The sequence below is a fragment of the Bacillus sp. AR8-1 genome, from assembly GCF_008042345.1.
Classification (GTDB): Bacteria; Bacillota; Bacilli; order Bacillales; family Bacillaceae_G; genus Bacillus_A; species Bacillus_A cereus.
In genome coordinates, this window is sequence record NZ_QNUB01000054.1 from 1 (window position 1) to 25,875 (window position 25,875).

Genomic DNA, 25,875 nt, shown 5'->3' on the forward strand with positions numbered 1-25,875 from the left:
AGGAACAGTTTTTATTTATTCTACAGTATTATTTATTTAATGTAGCCATTATTTCATTGGCAATATTCTTTCCATTTCCAATACACGCACCAATTCCAACACCGTAATATGAGGCACCAGCTAAATATACATTTGGATAAAGATTTGTCATTTTTTCTTGCAATGCTTGAACCGCTTGATTATGTTCTAAATGATATTTCGGCATTAAATCTTTCCAATTTGTAACTTCAACTACTTCTGGTTCACCTTTAATTCCGAGACTCTTTTCAATATCATATAAAGCTACTCGTACTAATTCTTCTTCACTGTAATCCTTGATTGTTTCATATACCGGATTGGTACTCTTATAAAACATTCTAACTAATAATTTTTGTTTACCCGATGTATGTTTCCACTTTCGACTTGTCCATGTACAAGCATCACAATGTAAATCACTGTTTTCCGTTACAATAAACCCCGTACCGTCAGCTGGTAGTTGTTCATCTAGTATGTCAAATCCTAAATAAATACTAATAAGAGATGAGTTTTTAAATGTATTAAACTGCTCATTTAACTCATTAGACTGTAATAAAGTTTGCGCTATATCATGTGGAGCTGCTAAAACAACATAATCTGCTTGTATTGTTTCATGATTTGCAAAAGAAATCTCATATCGATCTTCTTGTTTACTTACAGCCGTCGTTATAGCACCTTTTTTTACGACAGTTTCAGTCAGCACTTCTTCTAAGCGATTAATTATCGTAGATAGTCCACCTTTAAATGATACGAATTTTTTATTTCCTGCTGATTGAAATTGTTTTTTATTCTCTTCAAAACCTTTAATAATACTTCCATACTTATTTTTATAATCCAGTAAATACGGTAATGTAGATGCCATTGTAAGCTCATTCAATTTACCAGAATATACGCCTGAAAGCACAGGAGCAATTTGTCTTTCCACTAACTCTTTCCCTAAAAAGCTTTCTAAAAATAGAGCAAGTGATGTATCTTTCGTAAACTCTTTATTTTTCGTTATGAAATCTTTTAAAGCTACGATTTTCCCCTTCGTTGAGACTAGCGTACTGCTAAACAACGACCGGGCACTCATCGGTATCCCAAATATAGTATCAGAAGGAATTGGATGTAACATGTTTTCAGAATATATGTAAGAAATACCCGTTTCATTATATACCATTTCATTTTCTAAATTTAAATCTTTTACAAGTGGCATAACGTGTTCATTACGAGCAACGATTGAATCCGCCCCTGACTCCATAATGAAATCCTTTTCTTCCACACTATGGATTTTACCACCTAAATGCTCTTCTTTCTCAATAAGAATTAAATTTAAATCGATATTATAATCCTTTTTTAATTTTTCTAAATAAAACATAGTAGAAAGTCCCGTTATACCTCCACCGATAACAACAACTGTTTTCATATGTGCTGCGCTCCTAACCGATACAATTAATAATTCCTTTTTATTATAACCAAAAGTCCTTATATTCGACTAGCAAGTTGCGCATTCTGTAAGAAATTAGACAATATATTTTAATATATTTTCAAATTACCTAATAAAAAAGAACTATAACATTTACAAACCCCGTCATAGTTCTCTTTATTTTAAAAACATAAAGTAATTGATTAATTTGTCTAGTTCTTGACTCAATGCCAATACTTTTTCATGTTGAATTCCATAATCCGATACTAAATATAAAAGTTCTTCTTTTTTTATTTCAATTACTTTTTCCAATTTCGCTAGTTCCATGTCGTTTTACATCTCTCCAAAAATAAAATGTATGTATTTCAGTATAGCCTACTTACATAATTAGTAAAAGTAAAATACGCATGTAAAATCTTACATATTTGAAAAAATAATATACTACTAACAAAAAAAGAAACTAGATTAAACTTCCTTTTACAGATCATTAACGTTCATTAAGAATTAATAACATAACGGAATTTTTCTAATGTGATATCTTTATAATTTGGAGCTCTCTGTATATGATTAAAATAACTATATGAGAATTTAAATACATGACCAAAATCCCAATCGAATTCACTATAGTCTTTTATCCAAAATATATTTTCAGTTGGTAAAATATTTGCACGTTTAGATTGAATTAAAGGTAATCGATCTATAGGTGAGTGTAAAGTTATTTCCGTATTCAGCTTGAGCTTTTGGCTAGCTCTTAGTACGTATACTAGTTTTAACAGCGGACGTATCCCTCGTTGAAATATATCTATATGTCCTAAATCATACATTATATTAATTGCGTGGGAGTATGTAAGCAAATGCCCAATTAAATCATGATGTGATTCCGCTCGATAAATACTATTAAATTTCGATAACTCATTTAAAATGAACTGAGATACTTGTGTTGGATTACTCAATTCACTTTGTATCTCATCTTCAAAACTTAATTGTTTTACTTCTTTCGTCGTATAACCAATCCACGATCTACCTGGAATTGTTTTTCGAAATGATAAAATAAGAGTAGTAATCCCTTCAATTGCTTGATTATCACCCCATTTTTGTAGCTCTTTCATAGCTAATAAACTCAATGACGCATAAATGACGTTATGCCCCACCCAATGAAGCTCATCAATCGTTTGTTCTAAAGATTTTATAATCATATTCTCCGCAATTTGAAAATTCATTTCTTTTTTATCATCAATCATCTCACCAATTTTTTTCTTGTTCAGCATCATCCTTGTTTGCGAATACATATTACGAGCTGTTTCTTCATCAATATTATTATCTTTCATAAAAAAATAACTAGCAATTGCAGCTGCTCCAAAATGTGCATGCCAAATATCATTTGTTTCTTTTTTACATTGAGAAATAATTGAAAGGCCGCCTTTTAAAATACTATCGTTTTCCATTTTCTTCCTCCCCTAATAAAAATCACTATATTTTCATCCTAAAGATGGTGTCAGGACAAATAAAATGTGATTCGATTCATCACTTTTATTCAAAAATCGATGCTTCACATTCGGTGGAATACGTACAACATCGCCTTCTTCTAAAAAATATTCTTTTCCCTCCAATTCCACATACACTTCCCCTTTCATAATAACAGCAATCTCTTCCTTATCTTCATGGGAATAATGGCTTTCTGTTGTGTTTGCTTGTTTATTTAAATCCATCATTAGCATTTCAATACGTGCTTTCATAAAATCAGGTGTTAATACATCATATACAATGTGATCATTGTTTTCCCGATATACTTTTTTTCGATCTTTTTTCTTAGAAATGAGTGAATCTGTATCAATATCGTTAATAAAAAGTGTAAACAGCGGTACATTTAATGCTTTTGCAATTAATTCCAAAACATTTAAAGAAGGATTAGCATGTCCTCTTTCAATTTGGCTAATTAACGACGTACTAATCCCTGCATAATCAGCGAATTCACGAATTGTCATATTATTTTTCTTACGATAACTTAATACCGTTTGTCCAAGCCTATCATGTATCACAGTAAAACTTCCTTTCGTCCATCATAATGCATGTTTCGTTGTCTTTGTGCTGACATACTAAACAAAGGCAAATAACCCTTCCCTATTATCTCCGGGACTTATATACTTACTTTTGTACATTATATCGCATTAAGTTTATTATAATAAACATTCTATCGGAGGGACAAACTTTGAAATCACCTATTCTTTCATATTGCATCTTATTTTTTGGTGTATTCGCCTTATCAACTTCAGCTATTTTTGTAAAATTGGCAGATGCTCCTGCGACAATCATTGCTTTTTACCGATTCTTCTTTGCTACACTAATTCTGTTACCGTTATTACTATTTAATAAAAATAGTCGAAATGAGCTAAAAACTTTAACGAAAAAACAATGGGCACTTGGATTCGTATCTGGGCTATTTTTAGCTGCACATTATGTACTATGGTTTGAATCATTACAATATACTTCTGTAGCAAGCTCTACAGTTATCGTAACGTTACAACCTTTGTTCTCAATGATTGGTGGTTATTTTTTATTTAAGGAGAGATTTACGAAAGGAGCAGTTATTGGTTGCCTCATCGCTATTTCAGGTAGTATCATCATTGGCTGGCAAGATTTCCAAATTAGTGGAGAAGCTTTATATGGAGATATTTTAGCACTTATCGCTGCCGGTATCATTACTGCTTATTTTTTCATTAGCCAACACGTTCGTAAAGATTTGTCACTTATACCATATTCGGTAATTAGTTATGGAAGTAGTGCTGGCTTTCTTGGCATATTTGCTTTCACACAACAAGAATCTTTCATCCATTACTCTACACAAACTTGGTTGTGCTTTATTGGATTAGCTTTCATTGCTACAATTTTAGGACAAACCATTTTTAATTGGTTATTAAAATGGATAAGTGCTACTGTAATTTCAATGAGTATTTTAGGTGAAACAATTGGCACTTGTATACTAGCGTACTTTATATTACATGAGACCATTTCTTTACAACAAGGACTAGGAATTACCGTTATTTTTATTGGTTTAGTATTATTTTTAATACAGCCAAATTCTAATAAAAAAGCATGACAGTATACTGTCATGCTTTTAACTACTAATTATGTACAATTAAACCATCCGGTCTAAAACGACTCATCATAATTTCATTAATAAACTTTCCGTGAGCTTTCAAATTCCCTATCTTTACTCCCTCTTCTACAAATCCAAATTTTTCATATAAAGCTTTTGCTTTTGGATTCGTTTCTAACACACCTAGTTCTACTCTCTCTAACATTAACCAATTATCAGCCAAATCAAGCATCTTCGTAAGAAGTGCTTTCCCAATTCCTTTATTATGATATTCACTATCAACCCCAATGAATAAATCGCCTGAATGAGATCTTCGGCCCGGACTTTGTGTTAAACCTACAAATCCAACAATTTCTCCATCATATTCTGCAACAAATTCAAATTGATTTGGTGCTAAATTTCGAATTCTATTTTCCATAGCTTCTACACGCATGCTAGGTAAGAAAACCATATACGGTAAAACGTCATCCTGCATACATATACGATGAATTGCTCTAGCATCTTGTATTTCTACTGCTCTAACATTGATCTCCATCTTTCTCTCCTCCATATAAATAACAATATATTTGTGTGTATTCTAGAAACGTTCATGAATGACCTTCTCGTCCGTATTTCTTTATGTCATTTTTACATAATTATTTCGATATAATACTTAATTTCCAAAAAGATTAACAACTATATCTATATGGTTAACTTTTCACTTTATTATATAAATTAAGCAAATTTTCGATCAGAATACCATTTAGTTTCATGCCGACTATATCACAATTTTCTATTTCAATATTTTTCAGATTACTATTACTTATGGTGCTACCTTCCAAATCACATTTATCGAATAAAATAGGTTCCTTCTCATCTCCGAGACTTGTATTTTTAAATTGCACTCCACCTAAAGTCACCAAATTAAATTTACTACCAGAAAGATTTAAATCTGCATATGATGACCATCTAAAATTTATATTTCTAAACTTTGATTGACTTACATTACAATTACTCATATTCGTATTCATTATATTGCTACCAACAAATGAACTGTTTTTTAAATTCACTTGATAATACTCTGTATTTGCTAAATTACAGTTTTCGTATTGACTATTTTTCATATCTTTATTTGTAACTACACTCTCTTTATTTGAGCTTGTTTTTATTCTTTTCACGTAACAATACTCATCTTCCGATTCAAAAATCATTTGGTAGCCCATCTTTTTATAAAAGTGATGATTATTAATTTGTCTACTAGATGTTTCGAGATCCCAAATCTTTATGTTTGGATATTCCTTTTCTATTAATTTCATAACATGTGATCCAATGCCTTTTCCTTGATAAACAGAATTTACAAAAATACGATCAATTCGACCGTACGACTTACCAGAAATCGTAACTATTATCCCTCCGATTATTTCTTTATCCATTACAACTTTGAAAGAATCCAATTCTTCAATGGAATATTCCATCATTTCAACTGAAGAATATCCTGGCGGTTGAATGTTATAATCAATGACATCATCTTGGCCGTATAGCCATTGTTTTGCTTCTGCATCAAATGTTCTTTTCATTATTTCTGTTAATTTCTCAGCATCTAAAATTGTAGCTTTTTCTATAGATATCATTGTTGTTTTCCCCTTCATTATTACAAACCAATAATTTTTGTGAATGCCATAATTATCAATTCACTTTTGTTTTTAATGCTTTTCCCATTATTACATATGGAACATCATTTTTACTTGGATGAAATGGCTCCAATACATTTATCCAATCTAATCTTTCATATAACGAACGTGCTTTTTCATTGTTTATTTGTGTTGTTAAAACACTCGTTCTATTTGAAACTCCTTCTAGTAATTTATTATGTAATTTCGTTCCAAGACCTTTATTTTGATATTGTGGGTGAACTGCTAACTCTACAAATTCAAAACAATCTTGCAACCATTCGTCTACTTGCTCTAGATGTAACGCTTCTCTCATTAATTGATTATAGTACTGTCCCTCCATTGAGCGATAACCATAAGTAAAACCAACTACTTCATTTTCATCATTTATTGCTACTATACCTTTAAAACCTGTATATTCTATATGCCTATTCATTCGCTTGATCATTTCATTGAAATTTGTTTTCTCAAATACTTTACAATACAAATTTGCCATATTCCCAATTAGGATCTCCTCTTTTTCAATGCTTACAAATTTCGCTTTACTCCCCCCTATTAAAACATTTATATCCTTTTTAAAAACTAAGAAAATTAACACTAATCACTCTCTTTACTATTAAACTACAAATCACCCTATATTTTCCACAGTTACTTAGTATTAATGAATAATAAAAAGAGACCATGTAATATAAACATGTTCTCTTCTTTTATTCATTTTCAATTTTATCCCGCTATTTGCCGGGCAGTAAGACCCCCACCTCAAAATTCAGCGAAAGCAAAGAAGTTAGGTGGGGGATCAATTGCCCGTAAAATCCCGATTGGTGAGGGCTGAACCCCCCCACTGATTAAAGTTTCACTTTATATAATTAAAAATTAGATATTACTTAAGCCACTCATTGCAAGTATTACTTAACTGCTGTAAATCTTCTATAAATTTACTCGCATCATATCCATCACAAACCGAATGATGTACTTGCAATGAAACTGGTAGCATAACCTTGTTTCCTTCGTTAAAATATTTCCCACAAGTTATAATTGGCAATAGAAAATTTTCATCATTATTAATATTAAGATTAAATCCAGTAAAACTAGTCCAAGGTATGCTAGAAATCGGAAATACATTAGGCGGAATATTTTCTTTCGTGAAAAGACCATGAACACTAGCATAGTATCTCATATCGTCTTCATACTTTTTATAGAAAGTGCGGAAATCACTTGAATAATCCGTCCATATACTTGAAAAAGACTTATCATCTTTATGAAAGATTGTATAACTCGGTATCATTTCCTCCCAATAGCCTAAAACTCCTTCATCGTTAAAACATGTTCGAAATTTTTTATGATTATTTACTACTCTAGAAATTAAATATATAAAAACGGGATAAAATTTTATTCCCTTTTGATATACTTCCTCTAATAACATCGTGATATCAACATTCACAGTCATACTAAATGTACATTTCAACTTTAAATAATGCTCAAAATACCGCTCTCTATTCCAATCTTCTCTATCAATTACATGAAACTTCATTCTAATAGCCTCCTAAAATTTTCTTTTTATTTTAGAAGGCTAATTCCCTTGCTCTCACCATACTTGTTCACTCCTAACAGTTTAAAATTCACCCTAATTATTCATTTAATTATATAACATATGTAAGAATCAATTCACATATTTCTGGAAATCCATCCACATACTATAGATAAATCAAATGAAATTTGGAGGATACATACATGAATAACAAAAATATGAATAAAAAAGAAAATGTTACTGAAAACACTACATCTATTCAAAATAATAATACTGCAAATCTTACTATCGAAGAACAAGCAATGAACGGCTTATACGGAATGCCCGAAACAACAATTGAAGATGCTGATCACGCTGCAGCTGATGATTTGACTTCAAAAAATTAATTAACTACATTGAAAAAAGCCAAGGAAAATATCCTTGGCTTTTTTAACTATGCATCCACCTTTTGTATTTCTTCACTCTTTCTTGAAAGTTTACCTGGCCAAAAAGCAAATCGGCCTAAAACTACTGTAATCGCGGGTACAAGTAACGGTCTTACGATAAACGTATCTAGTAATACGCCAATTGCAGTTACAATACCAAATTGAACTAATACTTGAATTGGAAGTGTACCTAACACTGCAAAAGTTCCTGCTAAAATTAAACCAGCCGATGTAATAACACTACCTGTTTGTATTACACCATTTTTTACTGCATCCAAGTGATTTTGTGTCTTTCTGTTTTTCCATATTTCTGAAACCATAAAGATATTATAATCTTCACCTAAAGCAACTAAAAATACGAATGCGTACAACGGTATCGCACCTTGAATGGCCGGCGCACCCATACCGTAATGAAGTAATATCCATCCTGCTCCTAACGCTGAGAAGAATGATAAAACGACAGTTACAATTAAATAAATCATCGCAACAACCGATCGTAAGTAGACAAGTAATAGTAAAGCGATAATGCTAATCATTACTGGAATAATTACTGATTCATCACGTTCCGTAATTTGCTTTGTATCATATAATGAAGCTGTTTCCCCACCAATCCATAATTGATCTTTAGCATTACTAATCCCAGCACCTTTTAATACTTTTTCTATACTACTTTTCAATTTAGGAATTTGATCTAACGCTTCAATTGAGTATGGATTTTCCGCTAAAGAAACTTCATACATTTGTATTTGCTTATTTTCTTTTCCCTCTTTTGGCTCTTTCACTGTATTTACGAAAGAAAATTTCTCTAGTTCTTGTTTAATAGGAAGCTCTTTGCCTTTCGTATCAACAACAACTTTTATTGGTGCTAGTTCACCAGCTGAGAAATGATCACTAATTAACGTAAACCCTTCACGAGAAGGCATATCCTTTGGAAACGACTCTAATAAGTCATATGTGTATTGAATACGTGGTACGAATGAAGCCAATCCGCCTAATACAAATACAGTTAGCATAATTATTGTCCACGGTCTTCGTACTACAATATCTCCAAGTTTTTTACTAAAGGAGCCTTTTGATTTTTCAACTTTTACAGCCCTCTTTTTCTTTCTTGCAAACTCCTCATTCATTGAAGTTGTTCTCGGTATAAACGGGAAAAATGCAATCCTACCGAATATTAATAATAGTGCTGGTAAAATCGTTAAAGCAGCGATTCCCATTATAAATACAGCAACACTAAATGGTACTGCAAATCGATGAAAGGCTCCATAATGAGCAAGTAGTAATGTTCCTAATCCAAGTACAACAGTTAATGCACTCATTATAATTGCACCGCCAGAAGCTTTAATCGCAAGTTGTAATGCTTTATATTTACTTTCTTCTTCTAACAAGTACTCTCTATATCTCGAAATTAAAAATAGACAATAGTCCGTTCCAGCGCCAAACAATAATACTGTCATAATTGATATCGCTTGGGCATCTACTTTAATCCATCCGTGATCAGCTAAAAAACCGAGTGTAGGACTAATAATACCGTATGCAAAGCCAACAACAAGTATAGGTAAAATCGCTAAAATTGGTGAACGATACAGTAAAATTAACAAAACTAACACTAGTAGTACAGTAGCCACTAACAATTTCACATCTGCTTGACTAAATAAACTAACTGCATCCGTTTGAATACCTACAGGTCCTGATAATCGAACATGTAAACCAGATTCACTTATTTTTTGTTTAAATGGATCTTCATCCACCTTACTATTCACTATTTTTCTAAACTCTTCAAGATTTCCTTTTAATATATCTGTACCAGCAGATTTATTAAAAAATACCGGTGTAACAAATGATGTACCATCTTTTGATGCACTTTTTGATAATACTTGCTCTGGGATTGTATCAAATGGTGGTAACGTTGATTGTTCTTTTAAAGGACTAGCTTTTAACTCCTTATAAACATCTTGTATGAGTTTATAATCCTGTGACTGTAATCCACCATCTCTATACCATACTACTAACAACGGATTCCCTGCATTATTCGGAAACTCTTTTTTCATAAGCGCTTCCGCTTGCTGTGACATAGCTGTTTCAGGTAAATTTTTCGGATTCGGTTCTTTCGTACTGTTTACTTGTGGTAACGTAAATGAAAGTAATAATGTAATAAGAATCCACACCGATAAAGTGATCCACTGCGTATTTCTCCCTGCTACAAGCCTCCCTAACATATGTAACGGGTGCTTTTTCATAAAAACCCACCTTCCTTTTTTTCTCCATTATTAATTATATATACTGGTCGGTTAATTAATCAAGAATGATTGAAAATTATGTTATAATTATCTCAATCATAAATGTCAGGAGCGAATGTATTTGGAACAAAAACAACGTCCTCTCGGAAGGCCGCGTCAAAATAAAAATACAAAATCTACAAAAGAAACCATTTTAGAAGTAGCAACCCGCTTATTTCTTACACAAAATTATCAAGTCGTTTCTATGGATGAGGTCGCAAAAGTTTGTGGTGTTACGAAAGCAACTGTCTACTATTACTATTCAACAAAAGCCGATTTATTTACCGCTACTATGATCGAAATGATGGTACGTATACGTGAGAATATGTCTCAAATACTCTCTACAAACAAAACGTTAGAAGAAAGATTATTAGACTTCGCTAAAGTTTACTTACACGCAACGATGGATATTGATATGAAAAATTTTATGAAAGATGCAAAACTGTCGTTATCTGAAGAACAATTGAAAGAATTAAAAAATGCTGAAGATAATATGTATGAAGTACTAGAAAAAGCACTCGATAATGCGATGCACATCGGAGAAATCCCGAAAGGAAACGCTAAATTTGCGGCTCATGCTTTCGTATCTTTATTATCAATTGGGAATTTTAAAGATGAAAATCACAATCCTATTCTTGCAAATATAGATGAATTATCACAAGAAATCGTTTCTTTTTATTGGAGCGGATTAGGTCATACATATTAAACTGATTTGCTTTAATAAAAGAGCATGTTTGAATTTTTTCAAACATGCTCTTTTATAATTTATTTATATACTAATAATCAGATTATACTTCAATGCTGTTTAACACAAAATTTCACTTTAACTTTTACAAATTTTGAAGTTGAACATTTATATTCCGCTTACTAAATCCCCCATGGTAACAAACTACAGATTCAATATGTAAATTTAAATACTTCTTCAAAGACTGCCGTGCTTCCATAATATTTAAAGTTGTTGGGGCATGAATTCCTCCTAACACTCCATTCACACTATACATCGAGTCTCCAGCGACAAGAATTTTACTTTGTTTCAAATATAAACTAATATGACCCGGAGTATGCCCTGGAGTATGAAGAATTAGTATTCCACCGCAATATGGAAGTTCTTGCCCGTCAATCACAGTATCACTCACTTTTCCTTTTGGTCGGTTCTCTATATTTCCGTCCTTCAATAAAGGTAAATCCCCCTCGATATATGGCTTATCTAGTTCGTGCGCATAAACTTTAATATTACTTCGACAGCGCTGCAACAATTCCGGAAGACTACCTATATGATCAATATCCTGATGCGTCAAAATCACGACTTTTAACTTATCAAATGATACCCCAACCTTTTCCATCTCTACTTGTATATCTTCAATTTGTCCTGGGAAACCCGTATCTATTAATACTGCCATTTCATCATCCCATAAAAGAATTGGATGAATAACAAATTCTTGAAATTCAAGTTGTAACATTTCTATCCCTTTAGCAATCTCCATACAGCCATTCTCCTTTATGTTGAAGTTTGAAAATATGTACGAGTAAACTGAAAATATAAAGTGAAACTTTAATCAGTGGGGGGTTTTACTACCCGGCAAATAGCGGGATAAAGCACCTCTATCTTATAATATGTTTTGTCATCCCAATAGAGAATGCTTCAAACCCTATAGATTCATAGTAAGATTGCAACTTTTCTACACACATAAGTTGTGGAATAACCTTGTTTTGTTCACAGTGCTGGATTAATCGTTTCACTATTTCTTTTCCGATGCCACTAGACTGATATTTTGGCAATACACCAACTCCACAAATAATGCCTGTTATGACTCCATCTGATATGACACGCCCCATCCCTACTAACCTCTTATCATCAAAAACATAAATTGCATACCAACTTTGCTTACACATTCGTTCTAACTCGTTAACCGTTAATTTAAGAGAATTCCATCCTAAAGATTCGTATAAGGATAATAATCCATTAAAATCTGTAGGATGTTCACTTGTGTAGCGTATACTATTTTCCATGTAAATACTCCCTATTCTCTGGCTTGTTTATATTTCATAAAATTCCCTTTACACAAATCTGATTGATGTAAAAATAACTAGAACAAACTTCAATAAGAAAGATAGAATTCCTTCTCAATATAAAGTAAAAAGAAGTTATCTCACTTAAGATAACTTCTTTTATATAAGACTCTCATTATATTATCAACCAAAAAATATACAACTGCATACGATTAGCACAAACAAAACTAATAAACCATTTGAGAAATAACCCATAGAATACTACCCCTTTATTTCATTATGTAAAAGATTTTATCATAAAATTATTTACAACATAATAACCGAAAAAGACATTGTATTCATTAGTTATATACGTTTAGTAATATTTTTTTCGGTTATATTCTCCTTACCTAAAACCACTTCTCGCGCCCTTATAATTCAGTCCACATAAATTCAAAAAAATAGTTATTAGTAAACATTCATTTACTATAAAGAGTAACTTTAATTGATTTATAGTAAATTTAGTAATAAAATAATAACTAAATTCATAAAGGAATCAAAAACAATGACCCAAAACGAATTATTAAACGAATACATGAATTTATTATTAAATATGTCAGGTACTTTTAAATTACTATCGGAGAAATCCTCAGAATTTACACATTTAGAACAACACGTAGTAGAGTATATCGCCCAGCAAAAGGTGCCTGTAAACTTAAAAATGATTGCTAGTTATTTAAACATCCCTAAACAACAATTAAGTGTAACAGTGCGTAACTTAGAACAAAACGGATACATCATAAAAAAGCAAGATATGGTAGACAAAAGAGCTATATTAATCTCTCTGACAGAAAAAGCTGAAAAAGTACATTATGAGAGATGGAAACAAATATATAATAATTTCACAGTAAACCTCGAAAAGTTATCTGAAGAGGATAGACGGGATTTAACTTATGGACTATATAAAACAAATACAATGCTCTCAAAAATGTTAAATAACGACTAGATATATTGTTTATTATTAAACGGAGGATGTTTCATGGTTAAAGAATTAGATTTGCAATCTGTACAAGGTACAATGCTTATTCCACTATGGGGAAGAGCATATGGCAGTGAGAAAAATAAGGATATTTTAGATGATATAGAAGCTATTCGAATAATTAAAGAATGTGATTTTGACTTCTCAACAATAGCAAATACATTTGGCGAATACGGATGTATCACATACATTACCCGTGCACGAAAAATTGACGATACGATAAAACAATTTATAATAAAACACCCGAATGCTACTATTGTAAACATCGGTTCCGGACTAGACACTACTTTTTCAAGAATCGATAACGGTACAATACATTGGTACAATCTTGATTTGCCCGATGCAATCTCTTTTCGCAAAACTTTAATTGAAGATACCCCTAGAAACATTAGCATTGCTAAATCATTTTTTGATACTTCTTGGTTTGACGATATAAAATATAATCCAAACGACGGTATTCTTTTTATATCAGCAGGTGTGTTTTATTACTTTAAAGAAGAAGATTTAAAAAAGATCGTAGTCGCTATGTCAAAACGTTTCCCTGCAGGAGAATTATATTTTGACGCTGAATCAAAGTTCGCACTGAATCTTTCGAATGCTACTGTAAAAAAATCTGGTAATAACGGTGCTATGATGTATTTTTACGTAAATAATCCAAAATCAATAGAAAAATGGTCCTCTACAATAAAAGTATTGAGCTGCTCCCCTTTCTTTAAAGATATAGCTACAAATAAAGATTGGGACGGTAGTACGCGTATAATGATGAGAATTGTAAACTTAATAAAAATGTTGAAGTTTGTTCATTTACGGTTCAAAAAATAAAAAAGTAAAGAAGAGCTCAATACATTTATACTTAGGTCATAAATGTTAATTTTAATAAAATCAAAGGCAGAAACATAATTGTGAAGTGAAACTTTAATCAGTGGGGGCTTTGCTCATCCCCCACTGATTATTAGCCCTCACCAATCGAGCTTTTACGGGCAGCCCGAACCCCACCTAACTTCTTTGCTCTCGCTGAATTTTGAGGTAGGGGTCTTACTGCCCGACAAATAGCGGGATAAAATCTTGCATGCACTTTACGTAGGAGCTAAAATGTTGAATCTCATCGATTTCCAAATCATGTACACCATCTTGCAACATATGTTGAATCACTTACCCTCTCTTCTTATAACCCACTTACTACTTTTTAATTGTATATGTTCTGACCGTCAACATTTTACCTTTAAATTCTTTAGACCCTATCCTTTCTTATATGAATAGCTTTCTTATTCGAAAATAGATTTTTAAAAATACCTACTCCCACAATTAATAAACCTATACCAACTAATTTATTTATTTGTAATGGAATGCTCTCCATTCCAAATAATCCAAATGTATCAATACATAACGCAACGACCAATTGAGTAATAAGACTAATTAGCACCGTATATGCTGGACCTAAACTCTTTATTGCACCCATTATACAAATAATTAACCCGATGCCAAACAGTCCACTTACATAAAACAAATAATTTGCAGTATACACTTTAATGCTAATACTGTTTTCTGTAATGATATAAAATAGAATAGAACTAATGAGACCTATTCCAAGGACACATGTAGTCGTTAACCACTGTCCTACATTTTCATTTACTTTTGCATTAAAAACAGATTGTAAGCTAATTAATATTCCTGCTAATATAGCTAAACTAAATCCAATCAAAATCTTCCTCTCCCTTTCATTGCTCATATATATTATCTTTAGCGACTTCCTTCATTCTAGAAAAATCTTTAATGACAATAACTCCATTACTTTTTTCAATTAATTTTTCATTATAAAATCTTTGTAATACCCGAATTACGTGCCTATAACTTACCCCTATAAAGCCTGCAATACTCGTTACCGATGTCGTATCCAAATCCCCTTTGTACATATTTCCGTTACTATCTGTTGAAATTGAAAGTAAATAACTAGCTACACGTACTTCTACAGGATAAAGTAAATTAAGAGCAGTAAAACGAGTCGATATTTTTAACGTGTTCGCAATGTTTTCAAGTAAGAATTTCATAAATATAGGATCATGTAATAACTTGTTTCTAATAACCGTATTAGAAATGGAAATCGCTACAACATCTGAACAAGCTTCAACGACATTATGTGCTTTGCTATTTTGAATTAATTCAATATCACCAACAATTGCGAGTGGATTAATAAAGCGAAGGATTAGTTTCTTCCCTTCAGGTGTAATCGTATAAACTTTTACTTTACCTTTAACAACAAAATATAAACGATTCATTTCGTCATCTATATTGCAAATAAGCTCGCCTTTTTCAAAATGATTTAATTGAAAATATGCTGTATCTATTTTGGAAAAAATCTCGAGCGTTTTATTGATTTTCAAATAATGCGTAATTAAACTTGATCTATTCTCCATATTCATTTCCTCCTTTCATTTACATATTAAATACAACAATACCTATAATCATTACTATTGTTCCCACAATATGATATCTCTCCATCTGTATCTTTTTTATATGAAACAGTCCTTTCATTTCAATAACTGTTGCCGTTAACAATTGAGCAACCATTAGTGTGCCAGCTGTCAATGTAACTCCTAGTGAATATATCGCCATAGTTTCTGCACAAATAATGAATCCACCAAATGCACCCGCTACTAAATATATTTTTTTTACACTCTTTAAATCCGTTACTTTCTCTTCTTTCTTTAACAAAAATACAGTTGTTGCAATAATGAATCCAATTAAATGGGTTATAATACTCGTCGACCATATACCGATATGTGAACTAAGTTTCGCATTAAAGGTTCCTTGAAGTGTTATAAATATCCCCGCAAAAACAGCAAATAGAATACCTTTCAAAAAATCATCTCCTCATCCTTTATTTCTGACTTAATTAAAAACCATCATCCTATAATGGCAAAAGGACAAATGTCACATCACTATGAAAATAACTTGGAATGAAAAAAAACACACCTCAAAAATACGAGATGTGTTTTATAATTATTTATATATAATGTTTTATAAATAAAAATTACGCTACATTAAAAGATTTCTTTTTCATAACAAATTTTGCAAATAAGAAACGTACAAGCGGTCCCATAATAATTAATTGTAATGGATATGCCATTATGAAATTTTTAATAAAAATCGAAAAATAAATTGAAACAAATGAATCTCCTTGTAGTCCACCATGTAAATGCATCATAGCCATACCGAAAAATGACATAAAGAACACCATTCCGATTACCATAGTTGTCGCCATTGCAACGATAATATTTATTTTCTTAGATTTATCAAATGGCAACATGAATACAATTTTTTTCGCACAAGGTCCAACTATACTTATTTCAATTAATAGCGCAATAATAAAGCCAATTAATAGTTCTAATGCAATCTCTTTAATATAAATTGGTCCTCCTGTTTCATTCATTAGTAAATTGTAAAACGTCATTACGATAACCATTCCAAAGCACATCATCATGCCAAATTGGAAGTTTTCCTTTCTTGTTGTTGGCAAATTTCATCATCCTCTCTCTTTGAGTCTTTGTCATTATATCGACATTGGAAACCCCTTCGTAAGTGAACATTTTGTGAACAAATTTAAAACGTTTTCATATATTTTCTTTACTTTCAACTCAAATTCTCACTTTTACTTATAAAGGTTTTATATATTTCAATGTTGAATTACTAAATTTAACATTGCATTACACTATTACTAGGAGGATAACCATGAATGAAGCAGAATTTTACGCATATCACATCGTAACAAGGAAAAAAATGCATATCAGACAAATGATTCCTTTTAACAAAAATCAACACAATACTCTATATCACTTCTTTTTTGAAAGAGAACAATTAAATGCTAATGGTGAAGATGGCATACAAATTTTAAATAATCACTATAAAAATGACGAATTACATATAAATAATGAAAGTGCTAAAGTAGTTATGAGTTATATGGATCAAACAATTAGAGCAGTTAGAGAAACAATTGTAGAAATGGTTAGACTACAAGAATTCCCTGAATACCCTTCCAGGTTATCTTGTTTATACGCTTCAAAAAGCTATGAAGATGCTTTAAAATGGAAAGCATTATTTGATTCTTACAATCGAGAAGTTTTACAGATTGTTAAACTACGAGTAATCGGAAGTTCTTTTGAAGGTGACGGTAATCTTTTACCGAAAGAAGATGGTATTCCTTTTTCTCAAAAAATCGAACAAGCTAGAGAGTATTGGAAAGGAAATATTAGAAATGAGCTTCCTGAGCTACTGATTAATGGAGAAATTGAAGTGGTGGAAATTATTGATGACTTTTCCTCAATTCATATTTAATTTCTAACTAAATCATATAGGATGGAGATTACAATGAAGAAAAAAGTGTACTTCAATCATGATGGCGGCGTAGATGATTTAATTTCATTATTTTTATTACTTCAAATGGAAAACGTTGAACTTACCGGTGTATCTGTTATCCCAGCAGACTGTTATTTAGAACCCGCAATGTCTGCAAGTCGTAAAATTATTGATCGCTTCAGCAAAGATAATATTGCAGTAGCCGCTTCAAACTCTCGTGGGCAAAACCCGTTTCCGAAAGACTGGCGGATGCATGCATTTTATGTAGATGCTTTACCAATTTTAAATGAGTCTGGAAAAGTTGTAACACCCATGGCAGCAAAGCCTGCACATCACCATTTAATAGAAACACTTCTACAAACGGAAGGAAAAACAACTTTATTATTTACCGGGCCCCTAACTGACCTTGCTCGTGCATTATATGAAACTCCCATCATCGAAGATAAAATTGAACGTCTCGTTTGGATGGGTGGTACATTTCTTACAGCAGGCAATGTACATGAACCAGAGCATGATGGAACAGCTGAGTGGAATTCGTTTTGGGACCCTGAAGCAGTAGCTCGTGTATGGGATGCAAAAATTAAAATCGACTTAGTGACACTAGAAAGTACAAACCAAGTTCCGTTAACTATAGACATACGTGAACAGTGGGCAAAAGAGAGAAAGTATATTGGTGTTGATTTCCTTGGTCAATGTTATGCAATGGTCCCCCCTCTCGTTCACTTCTCAACGAACTCTACTTATTATTTATGGGATGTACTAACTACCGCGCTTGTCGGAAACACTAGCCTTGCAAAAACTGAAACGATTAATAGTATCGTTCATACATATGGACCTAGCCAGGGGCGTACAGAGGAAACTGCTGATGGACGACCTGTAAATGTCGTTTATGATGTAAAACGTGATGTATTCTTTGAATATATTACTGAATTAGCAAAGAAAGCTTCTACTTGAACCACTATCTATACGAAAAATAAATAGAATAAAATCAATTCAGACGATGAACCCCTATATTTAGAATTTAGTTGAAACTACATATTTAACTATTGAAAAGAGTATTGAATTAAATTTCAATACTCTTTTTGTGCAATTTAATTATATTGGATTAATGTAGTGTCTTATTGATTATTCATTTCATAACCATTGACAAAATACGTTATTGTTTCTAACTCATCTTCATTTAATTCTCTATCTAGTTCTTGTTTATACGCTGCCTTTATCTTCTCTTCATCACCTTTATGAGCTTCTGTATAAGTTCCTACTGTTTTTAACATACGAATCTCTTGTAAAAACTCCTCTCGATTTATCGCTTCCCCATGAGAGAGAATATATGTCTTAGCATCAAATTTCTCTAATTCATCTATCAATTTAAACGTTCTTTTCGTCGTATAGTTCCACTTCGAAGAAAAAATATCTGCATATATACAGTCTCCTAAAAATAATATCTTTTCTTCTTTCACGTAAATTACAACTGAATCATGTGCATGATCTCCGCCCACATGTTTTAACACGCATGTCACCTCACCAAGATCTAATTCCATTTGATCCTGGAACGTTAAGGCCGGAGGAATAATGTTAATATTTCTCGCTTTTTCTTCAAACTCTTTCTTGATGCAATCCGCACAAAATTCAATTTCAGTACCCTCTTTTACGCGTGCATCCAAAGCTTCATCTGTCCATTCATAAGAAACAAGTGTACGCATCTCTTTTTTCGTTTCAGAATGTGCAATAGACAATGCATCTTGTAGTACAGGCAATCCAAAAATATGATCCCAATGCCAATGGGTTAGTGCTACGAAATCTGGATTCGATACATTTTGTTCTTTTAACATTTCTAAAAATAATTGTGCATGTTCTTCTGAATTCCCTGCATCGATCATTAACGTTTTTTCTTTTCCAACAACCATTCCTAATATAGGTCTATCTGTTTCAGAAACAGGTGTCATATACCAAAATGAGTTTCCTATTTTTTTAATTTGTTGCATAACCAATTCCCCTTTTCATTTCCTCACTTAAGTTTAATATATAGATTATAACGAATCACTACTTTTTTCTCTATACTCAAACACAATTACTTGGACTAATCTAACTTTTCTTTTCGTAAGCTAAAAATAAGGGAATAGAATCGGAGTGTGATACTATGGAACGTTTATGGATCCCAATGATTGTAACATTTTTTTCGTTCGGTGGATTACTATTAGGCGGTGCTGTTGGAGTAGCAACACGCCAACTCATTGAAGAAAAGATGCATCGTTTATACGCATTATGTGGCGGTATTTTGTTTGGGTTATTGTCACTTGAAATTATTCCTGAAACATTTTCAAGCTATGAAATGATTGGACCTATACTTGGTATAGCTATCGGTATTTTAGTTATGGGCTTATTAGATAACTATTGTCACCATCCAATGATACATAAAAAAGATCAACAAGCATGGCAAACCTTTCTTTTTCTCTCTTTCGCTATATTTATTCATAATATACCGAGTGGATTTGCGTTAGGTACAGCTTTTATAAATCATAATGACTCTGCCATTCCCTTTTTAATAGCAATCGTCGTTCACCATATTCCAGAAGGATTAGCTTTAATTATTCCATTTCTTTTTACAAAACATAAATATATTTCCTTTTTATTAACGACTTTATTACTTTCTCTTATTCTCGGTACTGGCACAGTTTTTGGCATTTTGATGGAAGGAAAAGCTCTTCACCTGCAAGGCCTCATTATGGGAAGTGCTATTGGTTCACTTGGATATGTCACAATTCATGAAATGCTTTGGAAAGCTAAGAAACAGCTCTCTTTCCTTACATTTCTAATGTGGGCAACTAGTGGTTTTTTACTAATAACAGTGTTCACTTTATTCGCTGGTCATCATTAAAGTTGCTAAAGTGAAACTTTTGTTCCTCCCACACTGATTCTTGGATTACAAATAACCAGATAAATTTTCTTATTTGTATATTTTCCCTTTTTATCCAAAACATAATGTTATCTACCTATTATAAGGAGGAACAATTATGTTTGGGAAAACAGCCGGTGAAGCATTAGTTGATTTATTAATTGACTGGGGAGTAGAACACATATACGGTATGCCTGGAGATTCCATCAATTCTATCATTGAAGCTTTAAGAAAAAAACAAGATCAAATTAAATTCATTCAAGTTCGCCATGAAGAAGCTGGTGCATTAGCAGCGGCTGCCTATGCAAAATTAACAGGAAAACTTGGCGTTTGTATGGCAATTGCAGGGCCTGGTGCTATTCATTTATTAAATGGTTTATATGATGCGAAACTCGATAAAGCCCCTGTTCTAGCAATTTCAGGTCAAGTAGAAACCGATTTACTTGGAACGGACTTTTTCCAAGAAGTAAATTTAGAAAGAATGTTTGATGATGTTGCGGTTTATAACCAGCGTATTATGTCAGCAGAGCAACTACCTGCCGTAGTGAATCAAGCAATTCGAATGGCTTATACGAAAAAAGGTGTATCCGTTCTTACTATTCCAGATGATGTCCCAAAATTCGAAGTGAAAAATGGTGCCCGTGTTACAAATACTTCTTTTACTTTGTCTGAGTTGTTTCCACAAAAAGAAGATTTAGATGCAGCGAAACTCGCAATAAATGAAGCGAAAAAGCCTGTGATTTTAGCTGGAAAAGGAACAAAACATGCGAGAGAATCTTTACTTGCATTGGCAGAACATATTGGTGCTCCAATCGTACTTACATTACCAGCTAAAGGAATTATTCCTGATGAACACCCTCTTTGTATTGGTGGATTAGGATTAATTGGAACGAAACCTTCTTATGAAGCAATGAAGCATGCAGATACTTTAATTATGGTCGGTACTTCTTATCCGTTCACCGGCTTCTTACCTGAAAAAGCAAAAACAATTCATATCGATACAGATCCTGCCCAAATCGGGAAACGTTATGCGACAGATATTGGTTTAGCTGGTGATGCTGATAAAACATTACGATGGTTAATTGAAAATGTTGAAGAACACACAGACCATTCCTTCTTAGAACATCACCAAGAAATGATGAAAAAGTGGGAAGAAAAATTACACGATCAAGAAGAAGACTCTTCCATTCCAATTAAACCACAACGCGTTATGCATGCTCTGCAGCAAGTAGCACATGATGACGCAATTCTATCAGTCGATGTCGGAAATGTAACAGTATGGACCGCAAGACACTTCCATATGACAAACCAGCAATTTGTCATTTCTAGCTGGCTCGCAACACTTGGCTGCGGTTTACCTGGTGCACTTGCTGGAAAAATTGCTTTCCCGGATAAACAAGTATTTGCAGTTTGTGGTGATGGTGGATTTGGAATGACGATGAATGACTTCGTAACAGCTGTAAAATATAAATTACCAATCGTTGTCGTCGTATTAAACAATAATAAAATTGCGATGATTAAATTTGAACAAGAAGTTATGGGTAATATCGAATTCGAAACAGACTTAACGAACCCAGATTTCGCAAAATATGCAGAGGCGTGTGGAGGTATTGGATACCGTGTTGAGAATTTAGATGAGCTACTTCCCGCTTTCGAAAATGCAGTAAAACAAAATAAACCGTGTATTATTGATGTAGTTGTAGATGCTAACGAAGCACCAATGCCAGCAAAAATCACATTTGGTCAAGCCGCTGGTTATACGAAGCATATGATAAAAGAATTATTTGAAGAAGGTAAGATTGATTTACCTCCACTTTAAACGAAAAAAGATAGCTGAAAACAATTTGTCTTCAGCTATCTTTTTTTATTTTTGTATCTCTTTATAAAAAGAAAAGTCATTCATAGTTGGTTGTACTTGTTTCTCTACTTGCAATTCTTTACTCTCCTTCTCTGTCCTTCTCACATTTCCTAGCTTAATCGCATCTTGCATGCTATTACTAATTAGGTTTCCAGCTAAGATTGTCATACTATAAAAAGCAATCGGTATAAGTACAATCCATGTATGAGTAGTTAAGTGCCGGAAGTTTTGACCAATTAATCCTGTCCATTCTTTTGTTACACTATCTGGATCCATTCCACTGAAGGTTATTGTTCCACCAAAAAATAATTGCAACAAACCAAGGTGTAAAAGAAGTAATAAAGTACTCACAAATTGTTGTGCTACTAATAAAAGAAATGATGGTAACATATGAGGCCATATATGGCGCTTCAACCTCTGCCATTTACTCCCGCCAAGCACAGTGGCTGCCAACATAAATTCTTCTTTCTTAATACGTTTAACTTCTTGCGCTACATACAACATAACTGTTGGTACAGCAAGACATGTAAGAACTATAATTTGAAATGTCACCCGCAAATACAACGGCACAACTTCCGCTCCACTATCAAACGTTAAAACTTCATTTAACATAAAATAAGAAATCATAACCATTGGTACAATACTAAAAGGATCAAAAAAGGATGAGATAACCGGAAAAGATCGCTTACCATACATACCAAGAAGTAAACCAATCCCTCCTCCAACTATAACTCGTAAAGTTGCTATAATTATACTCGCTCCAACTGTCCATTTCGCGCCTTCTATTATTAATTGGACAAGGTCACGGCCTTTGGTATCACTTCCGAACCAAAATTTACTTGATGGCGAAAATGGAGCAGCCTCTAGTTCTCCTTTTTCATTATACATCATCGTAAGTTCACGAATATTCCCATCGAAAAATAACGTATATCCAATACTAATAATCATTAGTACACTCAGAAAAGTAACACCTATCCAAAATCTCACATCTCTTTTTACAACTTGCCACATGTTACACACGCTCCCTTATAACATTTTGTAAAAGCGTATGTAATATACGAAATAGTATAAAAAGCGGAACGTATAATATAACTAGACTCACTGTAAATATTTCTAATTTAGAATTTTCTTTTACAAATACAAACATTCCATATGTATTAAAAATCCATTCGATAATATATAAATTGGATAGCATAAATAAAATATTTGTTTTCGCATAGTAAATTGTCGTCAATAAAACATTCCTTGAAACATGATGTGTTAAAATATGCTGCAAACTTAGTCCTTTACTCTTCGCAAATATACTATAATCTTTCTCCATTTCTTCTTTAAAACGTAATAACAATAGTTTAATAAATAATAACGTTGTTGGTATTGTAAGACATATAATCGGTAACAATCGTACTCTCTCTTCTCCTAATCCAGCAAGTTTTATTGGCATAAAACCTGTTTTTTGAAAAACAATTACGACAAGAAGTTGTGATAATAAAATAAGTAATATATCCGGTATACTCTCTAGCGTAAGAAAAACTCCATTCCACATTTTTTGCTTCATATGAGAACGCTGCAATACCCAAACAACAAGTACATACGCTATAAGCAAAGATAGTAAAAAAGCTGATAGAAATACAATCATAGTTTCACTATAATGAATCCATATTTGTGGAAATAATTTCCTCGAGTCTCAAAATCCAAATGTAATTTCCCATGGTCGGAGTAACTTTCCTCCAATAAACACAATCGTGTTCCAAAAACCGATTAAATCAATTTGCAATCCCTTAAATAATCGAGGGAGCGCACCTAAACAGATTATACATAGAATTGCAGCTAATAATTGTAAACAAGTAATCCAACACCACTTAGCAGTTCGCATGAACATAACTATTACCCCTTACCATTCGATAGAATATCTAGAAACAAAAAGAGCTAAATATGTCACATCTCTTTAGCTACAACATGTACTCGCTTTTGCCCACTAGGTAAAATAGCTTGGTATAAACACGTAACAAAAAATAATAAACCAAATAAAATAATATACAAAGTATCCGCCTCAATCCATTTTGGGAATAACATAGCTATCGCTCCAAGGGATAACAATTGAAACCCTGTCGTTAATGGACTTAGCAAACTTTGAACACGCCCCATAAACGATTCTTCTACGATCTCATACATCCATCCTGATATTGCAACATTAATAAACGGTAAAAAGAATGTCGCTAAAGCGATACATACATAAAAAGTCCATACGTAATTTACAAAGTAACACATACCAAAGAAGACTCCTGAGCCTGCCATACCAAAAACTATAATAGATTTTGGCGCATATTTCTTACCTATACTCGTTGCTACTATGCTTCCAATTAGTAATGAAATCCCTCCAACTACACCGCCCACCATTGCTAAACTTTCATACGTTTCTGGAGCTAGTTTGTATTTTAATATGTAAGTAGTGGATACACTTAAAACACCATTTAATAATCCAAATACGATAAATCCTAAAAGTAATTTTTTTAAAGTTTCATTTTGGTATATATACCTAATCCCTTCTTTAAACTCTGTTATTAACATCTTCAAATTAACTTCTTTCCATTTTGTTCTACCATTTGGTAAACGAACTTTTTCTGGAATGGAGATTGTTTGAATCAAAATACCACTCATAATAAAAGTGAGCGTATTTACTAAAATGCTCCCGTAAATTCCAAAAGTCCAGTACACCATCGTTGCAATTCCTACACCAAACAAAGCATACAAACTATTTACCATTTGATTAATACCCGCTGCTGCACCGTATTGGTCTGATTCAACTACTCCCTGTATCATCGATTGTTCTGCTGGAGAGAAAAATTGTATACACGCATTTTCCAAAAATAAAAATATAAAGACAAGTATAATTATCCCGTAATAAAGCGAAATTAGGATTCCAATATTACAGAGCGAGCAACATATGTTACTTACTGTACATATACGTTGTCTATCAAATCGATCCACTACTGTCCCTACCAATAGAAAAAAGATTAATGCAGGTAATGCAATCATAATTTGTGTCATCGTTGCGTAAACTGGTTGTTTTCCGTATTGATCTAGCAAATAAAACATTAAAGAAATTCCAGCAATCATAGAACCGAGTCGCTCTAAAATATTTGCTAGAAAAAAACGTGCATACACTTTGTTGCGAAATAACTGTAGCATTTCTTTCATACTTCGTATCCTTTCTCTCGACAAAATAGTATTGTTTTAGTCATTTCTTGGAAGTTACATTATATTTTTCGACCATTATCCAATCTTTTCCTTCTTTATAAAAAACATAAAAAAAGAGCCCTTATGGTCATCTCCCTGTCAAGT

27 protein-coding genes and 1 pseudogene are annotated in these 25,875 nt (G+C 32.6%); 9 read left to right on the top strand and 19 right to left on the bottom strand.

The window, feature by feature from the left end:
* Window positions 1-28: 28 nt before the first annotated feature.
* From DN400_RS26115 to DN400_RS26130, 4 genes are all read right to left on the bottom strand, one after another.
* Complete coding sequence (locus DN400_RS26115) at window positions 29-1,420, bottom strand: protoporphyrinogen oxidase (protein ID WP_000860346.1); 1,392 nt, start codon at window positions 1,418-1,420, stop codon at window positions 29-31.
* Window positions 1,421-1,597: 177 nt separating this feature from the next.
* The gene (locus DN400_RS26120) at window positions 1,598-1,747 is read right to left on the bottom strand and encodes an aspartyl-phosphate phosphatase Spo0E family protein (protein WP_000417698.1); all 150 of its coding nucleotides are present in this window, start codon (window positions 1,745-1,747) and stop codon (window positions 1,598-1,600) included.
* A 170-nt stretch (window positions 1,748-1,917) separates the two neighbouring features.
* Window positions 1,918-2,865, bottom strand: a complete 948-nt coding sequence (locus DN400_RS26125; RefSeq protein WP_000426607.1) for a hypothetical protein — start codon at window positions 2,863-2,865, stop codon at window positions 1,918-1,920.
* Window positions 2,866-2,898: 33 nt separating this feature from the next.
* The gene (locus DN400_RS26130; RefSeq protein WP_000581029.1) at window positions 2,899-3,459 is read right to left on the bottom strand and encodes a helix-turn-helix domain-containing protein; all 561 of its coding nucleotides are present in this window, start codon (window positions 3,457-3,459) and stop codon (window positions 2,899-2,901) included.
* Window positions 3,460-3,629: 170 nt separating this feature from the next.
* Between DN400_RS26130 and DN400_RS26135 the strand changes: the two genes are divergently transcribed.
* The gene (locus DN400_RS26135) at window positions 3,630-4,517 is read left to right on the top strand and encodes a DMT family transporter (RefSeq protein ID WP_147802028.1); all 888 of its coding nucleotides are present in this window, start codon (window positions 3,630-3,632) and stop codon (window positions 4,515-4,517) included.
* A 25-nt stretch (window positions 4,518-4,542) separates the two neighbouring features.
* Here DN400_RS26135 and DN400_RS26140 read toward each other — a convergent pair whose 3' ends face one another.
* The 4 genes from DN400_RS26140 to catA all read right to left on the bottom strand — a co-directional run bounded on the left by DN400_RS26140 (window position 4,543) and on the right by catA (window position 7,697).
* Entirely contained in the window at window positions 4,543-5,052 is a 510-nt protein-coding gene (locus DN400_RS26140; protein WP_000405229.1) for a GNAT family N-acetyltransferase, read from the bottom strand.
* 154 nt (window positions 5,053-5,206) lie between these two features.
* Window positions 5,207-6,145 carry a GNAT family N-acetyltransferase gene (locus DN400_RS26145; RefSeq protein WP_147802029.1) on the bottom strand — a complete coding sequence of 313 codons (939 nt, stop codon included), beginning with the start codon at window positions 6,143-6,145 and terminating at the stop codon, window positions 5,207-5,209.
* 37 nt (window positions 6,146-6,182) lie between these two features.
* Window positions 6,183-6,662: a GNAT family N-acetyltransferase gene (locus DN400_RS26150; protein ID WP_002005056.1), complete on the bottom strand. Its 480-nt coding sequence runs from the start codon at window positions 6,660-6,662 to the stop codon at window positions 6,183-6,185.
* A 384-nt stretch (window positions 6,663-7,046) separates the two neighbouring features.
* On the bottom strand, window positions 7,047-7,697 hold the full coding sequence (catA, locus tag DN400_RS26155) for a type A chloramphenicol O-acetyltransferase (protein ID WP_000668543.1): 651 nt from the start codon (window positions 7,695-7,697) through the stop codon (window positions 7,047-7,049).
* Between the two features lie 200 nt (window positions 7,698-7,897).
* Between catA and DN400_RS26160 the strand changes: the two genes are divergently transcribed.
* The gene (locus tag DN400_RS26160; protein ID WP_001060657.1) at window positions 7,898-8,080 is read left to right on the top strand and encodes a DUF4021 domain-containing protein; all 183 of its coding nucleotides are present in this window, start codon (window positions 7,898-7,900) and stop codon (window positions 8,078-8,080) included.
* Window positions 8,081-8,127: 47 nt separating this feature from the next.
* Here DN400_RS26160 and DN400_RS26165 read toward each other — a convergent pair whose 3' ends face one another.
* Window positions 8,128-10,359 (bottom strand): MMPL family transporter, encoded by a 2,232-nt coding sequence (locus DN400_RS26165; RefSeq protein ID WP_000716586.1) that lies wholly within the window; start codon window positions 10,357-10,359, stop codon window positions 8,128-8,130.
* A gap of 121 nt (window positions 10,360-10,480) precedes the next feature.
* Here DN400_RS26165 and DN400_RS26170 point away from each other — a divergent pair, with 121 nt between their 5' ends.
* Entirely contained in the window at window positions 10,481-11,104 is a 624-nt protein-coding gene (locus DN400_RS26170) for a TetR/AcrR family transcriptional regulator (RefSeq protein WP_000436024.1), read from the top strand.
* A 124-nt stretch (window positions 11,105-11,228) separates the two neighbouring features.
* Here the strand turns inward: DN400_RS26170 and DN400_RS26175 are convergent, their stop codons facing one another.
* Window positions 11,229-11,882 carry an MBL fold metallo-hydrolase gene (locus DN400_RS26175; protein WP_000401473.1) on the bottom strand — a complete coding sequence of 218 codons (654 nt, stop codon included), beginning with the start codon at window positions 11,880-11,882 and terminating at the stop codon, window positions 11,229-11,231.
* A gap of 118 nt (window positions 11,883-12,000) precedes the next feature.
* Window positions 12,001-12,408 carry a GNAT family N-acetyltransferase gene (locus DN400_RS26180; protein ID WP_000431735.1) on the bottom strand — a complete coding sequence of 136 codons (408 nt, stop codon included), beginning with the start codon at window positions 12,406-12,408 and terminating at the stop codon, window positions 12,001-12,003.
* Window positions 12,409-12,952: 544 nt separating this feature from the next.
* Here DN400_RS26180 and DN400_RS26185 point away from each other — a divergent pair.
* Together DN400_RS26185 and DN400_RS26190 are read left to right on the top strand one after the other, a co-directional pair.
* Window positions 12,953-13,393, top strand: a complete 441-nt coding sequence (locus DN400_RS26185; RefSeq protein ID WP_000192923.1) for a MarR family winged helix-turn-helix transcriptional regulator — start codon at window positions 12,953-12,955, stop codon at window positions 13,391-13,393.
* A gap of 33 nt (window positions 13,394-13,426) precedes the next feature.
* Window positions 13,427-14,248: a class I SAM-dependent methyltransferase gene (locus tag DN400_RS26190; protein WP_000237901.1), complete on the top strand. Its 822-nt coding sequence runs from the start codon at window positions 13,427-13,429 to the stop codon at window positions 14,246-14,248.
* A gap of 409 nt (window positions 14,249-14,657) precedes the next feature.
* Here the strand turns inward: DN400_RS26190 and DN400_RS26195 are convergent, their stop codons facing one another.
* The 4 genes from DN400_RS26195 to DN400_RS26210 all read right to left on the bottom strand — a co-directional run bounded on the left by DN400_RS26195 (window position 14,658) and on the right by DN400_RS26210 (window position 16,943).
* Entirely contained in the window at window positions 14,658-15,128 is a 471-nt protein-coding gene (locus tag DN400_RS26195) for a DMT family transporter (RefSeq protein WP_000579012.1), read from the bottom strand.
* Between the two features lie 16 nt (window positions 15,129-15,144).
* Window positions 15,145-15,840, bottom strand: coding sequence for a Crp/Fnr family transcriptional regulator (locus tag DN400_RS26200; protein ID WP_000431606.1), 696 nt, complete (start codon window positions 15,838-15,840; stop codon window positions 15,145-15,147).
* Window positions 15,841-15,859: 19 nt separating this feature from the next.
* Complete coding sequence (locus tag DN400_RS26205; RefSeq protein WP_000676258.1) at window positions 15,860-16,285, bottom strand: DMT family transporter; 426 nt, start codon at window positions 16,283-16,285, stop codon at window positions 15,860-15,862.
* A 172-nt stretch (window positions 16,286-16,457) separates the two neighbouring features.
* On the bottom strand, window positions 16,458-16,943 hold the full coding sequence (locus DN400_RS26210; protein ID WP_001143395.1) for a DUF2798 domain-containing protein: 486 nt from the start codon (window positions 16,941-16,943) through the stop codon (window positions 16,458-16,460).
* A 212-nt stretch (window positions 16,944-17,155) separates the two neighbouring features.
* On the opposite strand from DN400_RS26210, the gene DN400_RS26215 reads away from it, so the two are divergent.
* A complete protein-coding gene (locus tag DN400_RS26215) occupies window positions 17,156-17,758 on the top strand; it encodes a DUF2441 domain-containing protein (RefSeq protein ID WP_001001051.1) in 603 nt (200 codons plus the stop codon).
* 21 nt (window positions 17,759-17,779) lie between these two features.
* Window positions 17,780-18,733, top strand: coding sequence for a nucleoside hydrolase (locus tag DN400_RS26220; RefSeq protein ID WP_072938365.1), 954 nt, complete (start codon window positions 17,780-17,782; stop codon window positions 18,731-18,733).
* Window positions 18,734-18,897: 164 nt separating this feature from the next.
* Here the strand turns inward: DN400_RS26220 and DN400_RS26225 are convergent, their stop codons facing one another.
* Window positions 18,898-19,764 carry an MBL fold metallo-hydrolase gene (locus DN400_RS26225; protein ID WP_001184092.1) on the bottom strand — a complete coding sequence of 289 codons (867 nt, stop codon included), beginning with the start codon at window positions 19,762-19,764 and terminating at the stop codon, window positions 18,898-18,900.
* Between the two features lie 155 nt (window positions 19,765-19,919).
* Between DN400_RS26225 and DN400_RS26230 the strand changes: the two genes are divergently transcribed.
* The gene (locus DN400_RS26230; RefSeq protein WP_000440615.1) at window positions 19,920-20,657 is read left to right on the top strand and encodes a ZIP family metal transporter; all 738 of its coding nucleotides are present in this window, start codon (window positions 19,920-19,922) and stop codon (window positions 20,655-20,657) included.
* Window positions 20,658-20,793: 136 nt separating this feature from the next.
* A complete protein-coding gene (locus DN400_RS26235) occupies window positions 20,794-22,494 on the top strand; it encodes a pyruvate oxidase (RefSeq protein WP_147802030.1) in 1,701 nt (566 codons plus the stop codon).
* Window positions 22,495-22,539: 45 nt separating this feature from the next.
* On the opposite strand, the gene DN400_RS26240 is transcribed toward DN400_RS26235, so the two are convergent.
* The 3 genes and pseudogenes from DN400_RS26240 to DN400_RS26250 all read right to left on the bottom strand — a co-directional run bounded on the left by DN400_RS26240 (window position 22,540) and on the right by DN400_RS26250 (window position 25,740).
* Window positions 22,540-23,544 carry an ABC transporter permease subunit gene (locus DN400_RS26240; protein WP_016512866.1) on the bottom strand — a complete coding sequence of 335 codons (1,005 nt, stop codon included), beginning with the start codon at window positions 23,542-23,544 and terminating at the stop codon, window positions 22,540-22,542.
* Between the two features lies 1 nt (window position 23,545).
* A pseudogene (locus DN400_RS26245) lies at window positions 23,546-24,412 on the bottom strand (ABC transporter permease subunit).
* 56 nt (window positions 24,413-24,468) lie between these two features.
* On the bottom strand, window positions 24,469-25,740 hold the full coding sequence (locus DN400_RS26250) for an MFS transporter (RefSeq protein ID WP_255478017.1): 1,272 nt from the start codon (window positions 25,738-25,740) through the stop codon (window positions 24,469-24,471).
* Window positions 25,741-25,875: the final 135 nt, after the last annotated feature.

Bases quoted from the DNA above. Each gene is read 5' to 3' on its own strand.
- DN400_RS26140 (WP_000405229.1), bottom strand. From the start codon at position 5,052: ATGGAGATCAATGTTAGAGCAGTAGAAATACAAGATGCTAGAGCAATT.
- DN400_RS26165 (WP_000716586.1), bottom strand. From the start codon at position 10,359: ATGAAAAAGCACCCGTTACATATGTTAGGGAGGCTTGTAGCAGGGAGA.
- DN400_RS26220 (WP_072938365.1), top strand. From the start codon at position 17,780: ATGGAGATTACAATGAAGAAAAAAGTGTACTTCAATCATGATGGCGGC.
- DN400_RS26180 (WP_000431735.1), bottom strand. From the start codon at position 12,408: ATGGAAAATAGTATACGCTACACAAGTGAACATCCTACAGATTTTAAT.
- DN400_RS26225 (WP_001184092.1), bottom strand. From the start codon at position 19,764: ATGCAACAAATTAAAAAAATAGGAAACTCATTTTGGTATATGACACCT.
- DN400_RS26215 (WP_001001051.1), top strand. From the start codon at position 17,156: ATGAATGAAGCAGAATTTTACGCATATCACATCGTAACAAGGAAAAAA.
- DN400_RS26125 (WP_000426607.1), bottom strand. From the start codon at position 2,865: ATGGAAAACGATAGTATTTTAAAAGGCGGCCTTTCAATTATTTCTCAA.
- DN400_RS26185 (WP_000192923.1), top strand. From the start codon at position 12,953: ATGACCCAAAACGAATTATTAAACGAATACATGAATTTATTATTAAAT.
- DN400_RS26190 (WP_000237901.1), top strand. From the start codon at position 13,427: ATGGTTAAAGAATTAGATTTGCAATCTGTACAAGGTACAATGCTTATT.
- DN400_RS26160 (WP_001060657.1), top strand. From the start codon at position 7,898: ATGAATAACAAAAATATGAATAAAAAAGAAAATGTTACTGAAAACACT.
- DN400_RS26240 (WP_016512866.1), bottom strand. From the start codon at position 23,544: ATGTGGCAAGTTGTAAAAAGAGATGTGAGATTTTGGATAGGTGTTACT.
- DN400_RS26150 (WP_002005056.1), bottom strand. From the start codon at position 6,662: ATGGCAAATTTGTATTGTAAAGTATTTGAGAAAACAAATTTCAATGAA.
- DN400_RS26145 (WP_147802029.1), bottom strand. From the start codon at position 6,145: ATGAAGGGGAAAACAACAATGATATCTATAGAAAAAGCTACAATTTTA.
- DN400_RS26235 (WP_147802030.1), top strand. From the start codon at position 20,794: ATGTTTGGGAAAACAGCCGGTGAAGCATTAGTTGATTTATTAATTGAC.
- DN400_RS26120 (WP_000417698.1), bottom strand. From the start codon at position 1,747: ATGGAACTAGCGAAATTGGAAAAAGTAATTGAAATAAAAAAAGAAGAA.
- DN400_RS26175 (WP_000401473.1), bottom strand. From the start codon at position 11,882: ATGGAGATTGCTAAAGGGATAGAAATGTTACAACTTGAATTTCAAGAA.
- DN400_RS26230 (WP_000440615.1), top strand. From the start codon at position 19,920: ATGGAACGTTTATGGATCCCAATGATTGTAACATTTTTTTCGTTCGGT.
- DN400_RS26115 (WP_000860346.1), bottom strand. From the start codon at position 1,420: ATGAAAACAGTTGTTGTTATCGGTGGAGGTATAACGGGACTTTCTACT.
- catA (WP_000668543.1), bottom strand. From the start codon at position 7,697: ATGAAGTTTCATGTAATTGATAGAGAAGATTGGAATAGAGAGCGGTAT.
- DN400_RS26200 (WP_000431606.1), bottom strand. From the start codon at position 15,840: ATGGAGAATAGATCAAGTTTAATTACGCATTATTTGAAAATCAATAAA.